The following is a 13,170-nucleotide window of genomic DNA, read 5'->3' on the forward strand; positions in this document are numbered from 1 at the left end:
GAGTTATTTTTCCTGAATTACTGGAAACAGCATTGTATGTGTGTGGGTTTTTGTTTTATATTTAGAGAGTAATATTGTTTTGACTCTATAGTAGAAAGAGAAAATAATGAGTATCCTATTGTAGTTGACACGTTTGAGGAATTTGAATATTTAAGTTTTAAACAAATGTTGACTGAATTGGATATAAAAAAACGAAAACTAACAATGCATAACATTTGAAAAACTATGTGTAAAGAAGATTTAAAAATTCATTTTTGTACCTGCTCAAATAAGTTAGAAATTAATATTGACTTTGCAGATGAAGTTGTAAAACTGTATCAATTAAAAAAAAATGATTCCCGAATGGCGATATTGAATGATGATGGTTCATATATGGAAACTTACTTTAAATGGACTCTGTCTTCATTTAAAGAGGAAGTCAACAAGAATGGTGTAATGGGAATGATGGTATATCCAAAAACACAAATTAATAACGAACTTACAATTGATAGCATTCTAGAAGCTCTAAATTCAAATAGTAATCCGTTTGACTTTAACTACAAACCTAAAGAAAAAGATTTTATCAAAATTGAAGAAAAATATAAGTTTATTGAAATTGATGACCACAAACGACCTGCAATAATGGAATATATATCTTTCAAATTTGAAAATGGAAAATGGGAGTTCGGAAGATATCCAATGCACTTCATACACCAAGAAACTGAAATAGGAAAAATAAAAACGTTGAACAACAAATAATTTTTTACTTTTAAACTTCACGTACAAAAACATATCATATCATTGAGTATCATATAATGAAAAAAATAGTTGTAATCGCAGTTGTTGTAACCATCTTGTTGGGTTGTGGAGAGCAACAAAAATCTAATAAAATACAAGAACCGAAAGGAACCGAAAATGTCGCCTATAAATGGGGAGCCATGGCACTCACCGCTACGGCAAACGACACGGAACGCTTTAAACCAAGACCAACCATTACTTCTCGCTATTTGGGATTAATCTTTGTGGCAGTTTTTGATGCTTGGTCGCGATACGATGACAACGCAATTCCTGTATATTTAAAAAATGTTGAGAGAAGACCGCAAAACGAGCAGTCGCTAAAAAATAAAGAAATCGCGATTAGTTATGCGGCATTTCGTGCCATGAATGAATACTATTACACTGATAAAACACTTTTTGAAGATTTTATGCGCCAGTTAGGACTCGATCCTAGTAATGAAAGTTTAGATCCTACGACTCCAGAAGGTATTGGTAATTTGGCGGCTAAAGCTGTCATTGAAGCGCGAAAAGGTGATGGAGCCAATCAATACGGAGAAGAAAAAAATTCTAATGGAACGCCGTATTTTAATTATGTAGGGTACGAACCTATCAATTCTGCGGATGCGAACGTGGATGCCAATCGTTGGCAACCCAAATATTTCTCAGATGGCAAAGGAGGAAAATTTGCGCCTGGCTGTTTAACGCCTTTTTGGGATAACGTACAACCAATCGCTCTGAAATCTGCAGATCAATTCAGACCTGGTCCACCACCATTGATAGGCTCCAAACAATTGGAAGAAGAAGTACAAGAAGTCATTGAACTACAAGCCAATTTAACCGATTATGAAAAAGCATTGGTCGAATTTATGAGAGATGGACCACAATCTGTACAACAAGCGGGACACTGGCTAAAATTTGCACAAGATGTGTCACGAAGAGATCAACATACGTTGGATGAAGATGTGAAAATGTATTTTTACAATCAAGTTGTAGCCATGGATGCCTTTATTGCTTCTTGGGATGCTAAAATGCATTATGACTATGCCAGACCGTACGCATTGGTGCACGAATATTACAAAAATCAAAAAATAAAAGCTTGGGGCGGTGAAGGAAAAGGCATCATTGAGTTGGATGGGACGCAATGGAGACCGTATTCGCCAGACACCTTTTTATGTCCGCCATTTCCAAGTTATGTTTCTGGGCATAGTACCATTAGTGGTGGATGTGCAGAAGCCTTAAAACTATGGACAGGAAGTGACGAATTTGGTTCTTCTGCCGAACTAGTTGCCGGCGCCATGACGGAACCTCATAACTTAGGAGATACCATCACCTTACAATTTCCAACATTTACAGAAACCGCCGAAATGGCAGGAATTTCAAGAGTATTAGGAGGCTATCATATTCAAGCCGATAATGTGGCGGGACTCGAATTAGGAAGAAATGTAGCCAAAGAAGCTTGGAAATTTTACAAAGAGCATGTGGGAGAAAAGTAAATTGTAAAATAATAATGTGCAAGCTATCTTCTGCGAAAAACGGATTGTGAATCATTTATGAAATACAGTAGATTAACGTAAAACCCACAAAATAAATTTGTAAATTTGAAAAAATCACTGTTATGGATTTACAAACAAGAAAACTGAATTTAATAGCATATCTTGCTCAATTACAAGATGAAAAGTTCATTGAAAAAATAGAAAAGTTTATTTTAAGAAAACAACAAAATGAACCTGAATATAAGCCATTTACTGTTGAAGAGTTGATTCAAAGAATTGAAAAATCTGAGAGTGATTTCAAAAATGGAAAATTCAAAACTCAAGAGGAATTAGAACAATCGTTCAGGGAATGGTAGTACTATGAAAATAATTTGGACTGATTTCGCTATCAAAAATCTTAAAGATATATTTGATTATTACTCAAATAAGGTCTCAAAAAAAATAGCTCTAAAAATAAGATCACAAATACTTAATTCAACTTATCAACTTTTAAATAATCCTGAATCTGGTCAATTAGAATCAAATCTAGTAAAATTAAAACAAAACCACAGATACCTAGTTAGCGGAAATTACAAGATAATATATCGTGTAAGCCACAATCAAATCATCATAAATGACGTTTTCGATACTAGACAAAATCCTAGTAAAATGAACAAAGAGAGCCGTGATGAAAATAATTGACTTACTCTTTGGCTACAGCTATAAATAGTACATAGAAATCATCTTGACTTTTCCTATTTCCTAAAAAAAAACAGTTCTCCAATTTTCCAACAACTTTCATACTTCCCTTTCGTAATTCCAAATATTTACTATTTTAGACAATTAAGGGACGAACTATAACTTTTGGACTACTACTTACATGGAAAACACACCCAAATCTGGTATTCAGGGATTGATTGAAAATTGGCAAAGTGATTTAATTGCAGCAGTAAGTGTCGCGCTAATTGCGTTACCGCTTTCATTAGGAATTGCCTTAGCAGCAGGCGCACCAGCAATGTCTGGTATCTTTTCAGCCATTGTGGGTGGAGTGGTAACTACATTGTACCGCGGTGGACATATATCCATCAACGGACCCGCCAAAGGAGTAATTGGAGTCATCCTTTTGGGAATTGCCATCATGGACGATGGTTCAGGACAAGCGTTTAATTATGTATTGGCGGCTGTTGTGGTGTCTGGTGTGCTTCAAATGCTATTGGGTATCTTAAAATTAGGGCGACTGGCAGATATTTTCCATTCTTCCGTAATTCACGGTATTTTGGCAGCAATTGGCATCATCATATTTGCAAAACAAATTCATGTAGCTATGGGCACGCACTCTGAGAGTCCAAGCATTATACAAAACTTGGTTGATGCCGTCGTATACCTACCACAAGCCAATCCGTTTGTAGTCATAATTGCCTTGACAGGATTGCTTTTATTATTATTTCAGTCTAAAATTAGCAATCGCTTTTTTCATTTATTACCTGCGCCCATGTGGGTGATTGCGCTTTCCATTCCCTTTGTGTATGCGTTTAATTTCTTTGATGAACAAACACTGTCATTCTTTGGAAAAGCCTATGAAGTAGGTCCAAATTTATTATTGGACATTCCAGATACGATAACGGATTCCATCATTCATCCCAACTTTGGCAAAATACATACAATTGAATTCTGGACGACCGTATTTTCTATGTTAATCATTACAAGTATTGAATCCCTAGCCATTGCAAAAGCAGTAGACAAGATTGATCCGTACGGACGAAAAACAGATTTGAATAAAGATTTAACAGGAATCGGATTGAGTACTGCAGTGGCGGGTTGTATTGGAGGTTTGCCAATTATTGCGGTAATTATTCGAAGTACGGTAAATATTCATAATGGCGCTAAAACGAAATGGTCTAACATGTATCAAGGACTCTTGTTGTTGCTTTTTATTTTGGTATTGAGTCCAATCATGACGCAAGTGCCACTGTGTGCGTTTGCCATTTTACTGGTATATACAGGGTTTAAATTAGCATCACCTTCGGTATTTAAACAAATTTACAATCAAGGAACGGAGCAACTCATATTCTTTGTGGGAACCATGATTTTAACCCTATATACCAATTTGTTAATTGGATTGCTTGGCGGATTGGTCTTGGCACTCGTAGTTCACATGTTGTTGGCACGACTACCGATTCCAGAATTTTTCAAAATGGTGTACAAATCGCGCACAAGATTGATACAACTTCCAGACAATAGTTACGATTTAAAAATTAGAGGAATTGCAAATTTTCTTGGGATTATAAAGGTAGATAAACTAGTCGCGCAAATTCCTGCTGGTGCCAATGTCAATATCGATTTATCAGAAACCAGACTTGTAGGCATTACCTACATGGACTATTTGGTAGAATACTTAAAAACACAAAGAGCTACGGGCGCAGAAGTTTTTATCACAGGATTGGACTCGCATGTGTCTTCATCAACGCACAACAGAGCGTTAAAACTTAGTTTGACAAGTGCTACCAAATTATCGCATCGACAAAAACGCTTGCGAAACTTAGCCACTGAAAAAGGATATCAATACACAAGTCAAGTAGATTGGAATACGACCTATTTAAAGAAATTTCACTTTTTTGAAATCAGACCCATTGAGCGAAAATACAATTGTTTAAAAGGTTCTTTTGATGAGGTAGATATGTCTTGGGAAATTGCGGATGTCACCTTCAATGAAGGGCAAGCGTTTACCGCAGAAACCTTTAACACTACCCTAATGATTTTAAAACTCAACACCAAAATACCTGTGTTTACGATGGAAAAAGAAGCGGTATTGGAAAAATTATTCGACCGCGTCATGGCATTTACAGGCTATAAAGACATTGATTTTGAGATATATCCCGATTTTTCTAAAAAATTCCTCTTAATGGGGAATAATGAAGCGGAAATTCGCTCCTTTTTTACAGAAGACATCATTCGCTTTTTCGAAAACCATCAAATTTACCATTTAGAAAGCAATGGCGAAGCACTCATCATTTTCGACAAAATCAAACTCGCACGAACCGACGAAACCATTGAATTTATTGAATATGGTAAAAAATTAGCGAAACTGTTGGATGCGAAGCTTACATCGTAAGTAGCTAATTATCTTTGCTCCTATTTTTACGTGGCTAACTTGTCATCCTGCACTTGCATTGAGCGTAGTCGAAATGTAGGTAGGAATTTAATCTTGTCACTAATTATTTTCCTAAATTACGGGAAACCACATTGCATATGTGTAAGTTTTGTTTTACATTTATAAAAAATAATGTGAGGCTTATATAAAATTAGTTCCTGTTATTTACCATATTTAGTATAAAAACAGGAATTCCGTATATACATACGTTGTGCAACATACAAAAGAAACATTGTGACTGATATTAACCAACTAATATATTATGAGCGAAGAACAAAAGAAAAAACCACTCTTCATCCAAACCCTTGAGTTATTATTTATACTCACTCTACTATTATCCTTCGTTGATTTACCTTGGATATATCCAGATGAGTTTATTTGGCATCAAAGATTAATACTTCCCGGAATAATTTTTCTTGTGAGAATATTATATGGACTAAATGACATCGGAATTGCCATTGCCGCATCACTGACATTTCTAAATTCTATCGGAGTAAATGGACTTCCAGCAATAGCACTTTTCTTGTTAGTAATCGTTGGCATTATGAATATTTTTAGTGCAGACAGTTTATGGGCGAATGCCTTTAAAATAATAGGAGGATTTACAACTGGTAGTTTTGCTCAAAAAGCAGTGCCAAAAAAAAGATAAAAAACTAAACAATTTAAAAAATGAAAAACAAAATTGACAAATACTTTAAAATCAAAGAGAAAGGCTCTACAATTAATACTGAACTATTAGCTGGACTTTCTACGTTTATGAGTTTAGCCTATATAGTCGTGGTTAATCCCGCAATATTGTCTGAGGGTGGTATTAATAAGAGTGCTGTATTCTTTGCAACAATAGCAGTATCAGGAATTTTTACAATTATTATGGGTCTGAAAGCAAAGTTGCCATTTGCACTTGCACCTGGTCTTGAAATGGATGCATACGTTGCATTTTATATTGTGGCAGTTTTAGGCTTCTCTTGGCAACAAGGTTTAGCAATTGTTTTCTATTCTACTCTAATATTTTTTATTTTATCGATAGTTGGGTTAAGAGGTAAAATTGTAGACAGTATTCCAAATAACATGAAACACACCCTTGCTGCAAGTGTTGGAATGTTTTTAATAATGATTGGTTTTAAGATTTCTAATATGGTAGCATTTGAAGGTGCAACACCAATTGGAATAGGAGATTTAACTGGTCAAGGAGCAATTACATTATATATTGGCTTAGCTGTTATAATTTTATTAGAGAAAATTCTAAAATTTAAAGCATCGATTTTAATAAGCATTATAGTTATGGCAGTTTATGCTAATTATGTAGGTCTTGCAGATGATATGCAAGGTGCGGAATTGTCAATGGAAATGTTCTCTGCGATTGGCTCATTTTGGACAGGATTAGATGTCATACTCGACCCTCGTTCTTGGGCACCAATACTTATACTTTTTCTTGTTGATTTCTATGGTAGTGTGGCGAAAATTATTGGGCTTACAGTAGGCACTAATATTTTTCCAGAAAAAGGGAGTGAAGATAAAAAAATAAAAGGTGGACTTATGGTTGACGGATTTGCAGCTTTAACAAGTCCTATAGTTGGAACAAGTAGTGTAACGACATTTGTAGAAAGTAGTGTTGGCATCAAAGAAGGTGGTAGAACAGGACTTACTGCTGTAGTAATAGGAGTACTATTATTAGCCTGTTTATTATTAACACCATTAATCAAATTCGTACCAGTTGTTGCAACTTCATCTGCTTTGATTTGGGTTGGTTTATGGTTAATGCCTAAAGGTATGATTAAAATATTTTCAGACAATACAGAAATATGGGATAGATTTAAAACAATTGACAAAGTAATTTTATGTTTAATGCTTTTAGTTGTAGTTTTATCATTTTCGCTTCAATATGCACTTATAATTGGTTATGGAGGCTATGTAGTAAAACAAATTATAGATAAGGACAAAAAACCAAATGTATATTTAATTGCTTCACTTGTGGTTTTGATAATTGGAACTGTTGCTCAATGGTTAACCTGATAATATAACATTAAAGTACGTTACACAACCCAATAATTCCACAAAAAACAAGGCATTCTTAGTACTTTTAAGAATGCCTTCCTTTTGAGTTTACCTATGGAATCCTAAAATTTGCACCGCTTAAAACTCAGCTATAGTGACCAAATAGTGACTTCATATTGAAAATAATCAAAGTAAGTGATTTTGCTTCACTTTTTGCCGTTGTTGAAATAAATTTCAAGTACTTTTTATCGAAACCACTCTCATAACTGCAAAAAATAAACCGCCCCAAACCCAAAAAAGAAATTCCCATCTTTAAAGTTAAAGTTTCGAGTGGTTTGCGTAATGAAAGTATCTTCTACAAAAAACGGATTGTTGGTCATTTTGAATTGTAATAACAACTTGCTGACTTCCCAATTGGTGCCCAAAGCAAACGCACCAAAGGTTTCGCGCGATTCCAATTCGTTGGCAACATAGTAATACTCAGAAACCAGCGATACATGATTGCTGACTTTGTAACGCGCACCAAATCCTACTGCAAAATGGTTGTGGTCGTCTTGTGGAAATCTGGAAGAGGTTCTGTGAATAAACGTCGGCGCGATTTGCGCAGAGAAATTTCGCGTAAACTTCTTGGCAATCAACACTTGTGAAGCAAATGCAAACTTATCACCTGAATCTGCGCGTTGTGTAATGCCGTTTAAACGTCGTGTTCGGTAGGTTGCCGTTTGTACTAAGGAAATACTGAGCGGCGTTGTGTTGTTGACGGTTTGTCGTAACAATCGGTATTTTAAATAGGTATCCACTACGCCATTCGGCGCCGAAGTTCCAAATCCGATGGTGAGTCTGTCGGAAATTCCGTAATCCAACCCGAAACGCGCCGACATTTTATCTGCGATAAACGAATTGCCACCGTAATTCGGAATGTTCCAGTAGCGCGACATAAACGAGATTTCCAAGGTATTTTTTTTGCGTGTTTCTACCGAATGTCCCACAGAAATGCGCGTTCCTTTGAAGGTTAACGACACATAATCGTCCATCAACAGTGATTCCGCATTGAGTTTGTCCAACAAATCCTGCGCCATCACTCCTGACGACAAACTTACAAATACGATAAACGCTAACAACTTACTTTTCATACGGCGCATAGGTAAAGTGAAACGTGACTTCAATTTTCTTCGAAATATTAGGCGACAGCAACGGCGGCACATTAATATCATAATCGTCAATCAACACATCCAACGCTCCGGTAATGGTATATCCTGCGTCGGTTTTGGTGATAGTTGCTTTGATATCGATGGTTTTGGTGGTGTTTTTTAGCGTAAAATCGCCTCTAATAATGCGTGTTTGCGTCGCGATTTCTGAATCAAAATCGATAATTTTTCCGCTAAAGGTTGCTTTCGGATACAAATCGGATTCAATATAACTTTCGTTGAAATGATCGCGCATGAGCGACTTTTCAAACACAAACGCACGCATCAAAATACTCACCGCAATTTCTTGAGAATACGGATTGAACAAACTCAACACCTGATTGTTCTTCGCCTGAATATTTTCTACAGCAGTGTACGAGAAAAAAGTAACTTGTCCCTGACGCTCAATAAAATCGTTCGTTTGCGCAGAAACGTTACTGTAATACAAAAGACTAAAAAGTACAAAGAGTACAACTTTATTCATACAAAACTGCTTAAATGATAACACAATGCAACAAAATCACATCTAAGAGAAATCCTTTTAAAATTCCTTTCAATTTGATGTTTTGTCCCGCGTGAAGCTTTTTCACATCTGCATTTTGATCGGATTGCATTTCGCATAAAATATAGCTCGCATCCGAATCGCCTTTTAAAATTAAACTATATTTCCCGTCTTGAAAGGTAATATCTTTAATTTTTCCTTCAATCTCAATTGCTTTTTCAATAAAATCTTCCAGCTTTTGCTGTTTGTGTTGAAATTTTGCCAACAATTCATTCGTCGTAAATGATTCTTCCGTTTGTACAGTATTGGTATCTGCAATACCGCTGTTGACATATTGATACAAAAAAAACAAACTCAAACATAGTACGCAACTTATGACGGATATTTTATAGTATTTTATATTTTTCATGATATGATGATTCTTTTATCAGTAATTGCATTCATTCAAACAAAAATTTATTTCTTTCAAAGGAAATTCCATTTTTTTGAGTTGAGTTCTTATAATTGACATAAATCTAGTTTTCTATTTTCTTATTCTTTGTTCGCCCAAAGAAAAGAAACAAAAGAAAGGGCGCTTTTCCAGAGGTGTTTTTAATTTTCTTTTATGGAAAATTAAAACCGAAATAATTTTTTCGAAATCTTACATTCACCATGCTCTATTTTGAGTTTTAAAGTTGATGAAATATTTCTTTTTCAAATCATGAAAAAATTTGTTGAAAAATTATTCCTACACTGCGGAAAAGAACTCACTCTTCATTTGATTATTCTAAGTTCATTTTTATTTTGTAATTACCATATAAAAGTACTGTTTTCTGCAATGTCCTTTAAGTAGATTGTGTGTAAAGCGGAAAATAAACGCCTAAAAAGGAATATAAAATCGTTAGAAATAGCGGGAAAACCGAACGAAATAGTATTTTAGTGTGGTCAATACGAATTGAGAATACGCCATGCGAAATTATAAAATCTATCTCTATGCAACCGTCAGTTTTCTGTTAGTGTATGTGCTTGCTATAAGCTTTATGATACATCCATTATTGGTAAAACAGAAAAGCATTGTACAACTGCAAAATACCATCAACCTAGCGATGAAAGAAATTCAGCAAATGAGTTTGTTAACTGCTGATGCGCTGACGCATCAAATTTCGAAAGAAACGATGCTCAATAGTATTCAAAAAGCGATTGCGGGAAGCGATAAGGAAAATATGTATTTGTCCGTGTTTGATTGGTCGGGAACCATTGTTTGTCATCCCGATGTTACAAAATTACGCAGCAAAAACGAGCAAAAAAGCAATAGCATTTCCAATATGAAAAGCGAAGTGACTGGTGAAGAATTGTACGCGCTCATACAAAATACGGATGAAAAGAATTCGGAAGCTTCGGAAATCATTGCGTTGCGTCCTGTGGCGAATTCGGACTTAATCATGGCGGCACATTTGAATTTGGAAAACTTTACGCAACAAACCAACACTTTTACCGAAGAAGCCAAAACGAGTTATTTGTTGCTCGGCTTGCTATTATTGTTGTTATTGTTGATTGTCATCAGATTGGTCTCGGTGTATTACGAACAAATTATTGAGCGCAAAACGGCAAAATTGGAAGATGGCGTGTTGAATTTATCCAAGCTCAACGATTCGCTCGAAAACTATCAAAAAAGCATTGCCGAACTAAAAACGATTTCCGAAACCAAAACCGAAGAAACGGTTGAAACAACTACGGAAGAAGACAACAAGGAAGTTCCGAAACAGCGACTCCTCACCTACATTCGCAACGAATTGATGCCGATTGCAATTGAAGACATTTCGTATATCTATGTGGAAAACTCCATCTCGTACGTGGTTCGAAAAGATGGCAAACGCTTTACAGCAAACGATAGTTTAGACCAAATTTACGCCACACTCGACCCGAAACTCTTTTTTAGAGCCAACCGACAAACCATTGTAGCAATTTACGCCATTGATAAAATCATTAAATACGGAAACAGCGCACTCAAAATAGAAATGCAGCCTGTCTCAGAAATTGACATTATTATTGGAAAAAACAAAGTCGCGGTGTTTAAGCGTTGGCTGGATTTGTGATTGTATTTCTAACCATGCTCCGTTAAAGGAATGGTTTTTGGAGATACTACCAAGAAAGTTCAAGAAAACACAAATGATAGTTTATGAAAAAACTACTTATAATTGCCTTCTTTGTTAGTTTTAGGCTTTTTGCACAAACGCCAAGCGAACTACAAAAACTAGATACAATTTATCTTTTATTTTCATCAGATAAAAATCAAAAAAAGGACATTGTATACATCAATGAAAAATTAAGAGACACTTCTTTTAATTATTCATATCGAAAAAATGACAAACTACTTTTTGATGTTGGATATCGAAAATATTTAGATTTTGATGATTATTTTGACAACAACAAAACCTACAATAAATACCAAGAAAGACAATTCATAAAGAAAAATAAGCAGACAATAGTTGATATTAAGTTTATGCACAGTCTTGCATCAAATTCTTCAACGCTTCTCAATATTTTACAGGGGAAAACGCTTTTTTTAATTGATGAAAGTGATGCAAAAAACAACAAAGTATTGGTTCGGGAAGTGTTTTTAAGCATGTTTGACGAAACGACTTGTTCTGGTACGGAAGATGATGACTTGTTTTTGGCAAAAAGTATTCAACCGTTTTACTATGAGTTGAAGAATTATACATTGAAAAATAAAGATGAAAAATATACATTCTTAAAACCTTCCAAATTCACGGGAAATAAAGATATATATTTACTTTATAATCCTTCAATGGAAAATCATAAATCCAGTTATACATACGCAACTCATGACGGTTCTAAGCTTTCAGAGTCTAAAATAAAGGAGCAATTCACTTTTAGACTTTCCATTGGAGAAAAAAATGTTTTTTTTCAAGTAACTAACAAGCGAAAACAAACAATGAAACTTTCTAGAATATATGATATTAGTAATGGAAAATATCACATCATTTCACAGGAAGAACTCAACTCTTTATCTGAAAAACAGATAGAAAAGCTTTTTTCAGAAATCAAAAATATCTACATTATTGAAAGTACAAAAAATAACAAATTTGTAACTCCCAAATTAGGGAAAATCACAACTGAAATTAACACGTTTGTCAAAAAAGAATATCAGTAATACTACTTAAAAAGGCGAAAACAACTGATACTAGATTTGAAATTAAAACTGTAACAACCTCATAACAAATATATTATGCGATAGAATTATCTGTTTCTACATTTTTCTTCAAAAAATACTGTTTGACTTTATGAAAAATCGCTATTTCCGAAATTTCTCATAATGTTAATCTCCTCTAAAACCTTTGTCAAAATTCTATATAAAATAGTATCTTAGCACGTTTTGATTAAAAATTGAATTACATGAGAAAAGAAAGAAATGCCAAAGGCTGGAATGAAATAAAAACGAATGATTCTTGGGCACTTTTTAAAATTATGGGCGAATTCGTAAACGGATTCGAAAAAATGAGTCAAATCGGACCTTGTGTGTCTATTTTTGGTTCAGCACGTACCAAACCTGATAACAAATACTATAAACTCGCACAAAAAATTGCGCACAAAATCGTCGATCACGGCTATGGAGTGATTACCGGCGGTGGACCAGGAATTATGGAAGCTGGTAACAAAGGAGCGCACTTAGGCGGCGGAACTTCGGTAGGTTTAAATATCGTATTGCCTTTTGAACAACACGACAATCCATATATCGATCCTGATAAAAGCATCAATTTTGACTATTTCTTTGTTCGTAAAGTGATGTTTGTAAAATATTCGCAAGGATTTGTAGTAATGCCTGGCGGATTTGGAACGCTGGACGAACTTTTTGAAGCGATAACGCTTATTCAAACCAAAAAAATTGACAAATTCCCTATCATTTTGGTCGGAACCGAATTTTGGTCAGGCTTAATCGATTGGGTAAAAGAAACCTTGTTGGCGAAGTTTTCAAACATCAGTGCTGGCGATATGGACTTGATTCATATTGTAGACAACGAAGACGAAGTATTGAATATTTTAGACGCGTTCTATAAAAAATACAACCTGAGTCCTAACTTCTAATCGAAGTTTTGTAGAATAATT

General features: G+C 34.9%; 13 protein-coding genes. 10 read left to right on the forward strand and 3 right to left on the reverse strand.

Annotated elements, in window-relative coordinates; genetic code table 11:
* The first annotated feature begins 225 nt into the window (after positions 1 to 225).
* The 7 genes from C8N46_RS19670 (at position 226) to C8N46_RS19700 (ending at position 7,392) form a co-directional block, all read left to right on the forward strand.
* On the forward strand, positions 226 to 738 hold the full coding sequence (locus C8N46_RS19670; protein WP_108116830.1) for a hypothetical protein: 513 nt from the start codon (positions 226 to 228) through the stop codon (positions 736 to 738).
* Between the two features lie 56 nt (positions 739 to 794).
* On the forward strand, positions 795 to 2,249 hold the full coding sequence (locus C8N46_RS19675) for a vanadium-dependent haloperoxidase (RefSeq protein ID WP_108116831.1): 1,455 nt from the start codon (positions 795 to 797) through the stop codon (positions 2,247 to 2,249).
* A 122-nt stretch (positions 2,250 to 2,371) separates the two neighbouring features.
* On the forward strand, positions 2,372 to 2,605 hold the full coding sequence (locus C8N46_RS19680) for a hypothetical protein (RefSeq protein ID WP_108116832.1): 234 nt from the start codon (positions 2,372 to 2,374) through the stop codon (positions 2,603 to 2,605).
* A gap of 4 nt (positions 2,606 to 2,609) precedes the next feature.
* Positions 2,610 to 2,930, forward strand: coding sequence for a type II toxin-antitoxin system RelE/ParE family toxin (locus tag C8N46_RS21085; protein WP_108116833.1), 321 nt, complete (start codon positions 2,610 to 2,612; stop codon positions 2,928 to 2,930).
* A gap of 178 nt (positions 2,931 to 3,108) precedes the next feature.
* The gene (locus C8N46_RS19690) at positions 3,109 to 5,340 is read left to right on the forward strand and encodes a SulP family inorganic anion transporter (RefSeq protein ID WP_108116834.1); all 2,232 of its coding nucleotides are present in this window, start codon (positions 3,109 to 3,111) and stop codon (positions 5,338 to 5,340) included.
* A 301-nt stretch (positions 5,341 to 5,641) separates the two neighbouring features.
* A complete protein-coding gene (locus C8N46_RS19695) occupies positions 5,642 to 6,028 on the forward strand; it encodes a hypothetical protein (protein WP_108116835.1) in 387 nt (128 codons plus the stop codon).
* A 20-nt stretch (positions 6,029 to 6,048) separates the two neighbouring features.
* Positions 6,049 to 7,392, forward strand: coding sequence for an NCS2 family permease (locus C8N46_RS19700; protein WP_108116836.1), 1,344 nt, complete (start codon positions 6,049 to 6,051; stop codon positions 7,390 to 7,392).
* Positions 7,393 to 7,634: 242 nt separating this feature from the next.
* Here the strand turns inward: C8N46_RS19700 and C8N46_RS19705 are convergent, their stop codons facing one another.
* The 3 genes from C8N46_RS19705 to C8N46_RS19715 are packed head-to-tail and all read right to left on the reverse strand — an operon-like array spanning position 7,635 to position 9,472.
* On the reverse strand, positions 7,635 to 8,507 hold the full coding sequence (locus C8N46_RS19705) for a DUF5777 family beta-barrel protein (protein WP_108116837.1): 873 nt from the start codon (positions 8,505 to 8,507) through the stop codon (positions 7,635 to 7,637).
* On the reverse strand, positions 8,497 to 9,045 hold the full coding sequence (locus tag C8N46_RS19710; RefSeq protein WP_108116838.1) for a YceI family protein: 549 nt from the start codon (positions 9,043 to 9,045) through the stop codon (positions 8,497 to 8,499). Before C8N46_RS19710 ends, C8N46_RS19705 begins: the two co-directional genes overlap by 11 nt.
* Positions 9,046 to 9,055: 10 nt before the next feature.
* Positions 9,056 to 9,472: an OB-fold protein gene (locus C8N46_RS19715; RefSeq protein WP_108116839.1), complete on the reverse strand. Its 417-nt coding sequence runs from the start codon at positions 9,470 to 9,472 to the stop codon at positions 9,056 to 9,058.
* A 538-nt stretch (positions 9,473 to 10,010) separates the two neighbouring features.
* Between C8N46_RS19715 and C8N46_RS19720 the strand changes: the two genes are divergently transcribed.
* The 3 genes from C8N46_RS19720 to C8N46_RS19730 all read left to right on the forward strand — a co-directional run bounded on the left by C8N46_RS19720 (position 10,011) and on the right by C8N46_RS19730 (position 13,149).
* Complete coding sequence (locus tag C8N46_RS19720; RefSeq protein WP_108116840.1) at positions 10,011 to 11,138, forward strand: LytR/AlgR family response regulator transcription factor; 1,128 nt, start codon at positions 10,011 to 10,013, stop codon at positions 11,136 to 11,138.
* 83 nt (positions 11,139 to 11,221) lie between these two features.
* Positions 11,222 to 12,217, forward strand: a complete 996-nt coding sequence (locus C8N46_RS19725) for a hypothetical protein (RefSeq protein ID WP_108116841.1) — start codon at positions 11,222 to 11,224, stop codon at positions 12,215 to 12,217.
* A gap of 242 nt (positions 12,218 to 12,459) precedes the next feature.
* On the forward strand, positions 12,460 to 13,149 hold the full coding sequence (locus tag C8N46_RS19730; protein WP_108116842.1) for an LOG family protein: 690 nt from the start codon (positions 12,460 to 12,462) through the stop codon (positions 13,147 to 13,149).
* The last annotated feature ends 21 nt before the right edge of the window (positions 13,150 to 13,170 follow it).

The organism is Kordia periserrulae (assembly GCF_003054265.1).
GTDB lineage: Bacteria > Bacteroidota > Bacteroidia > Flavobacteriales > Flavobacteriaceae > Kordia > Kordia periserrulae.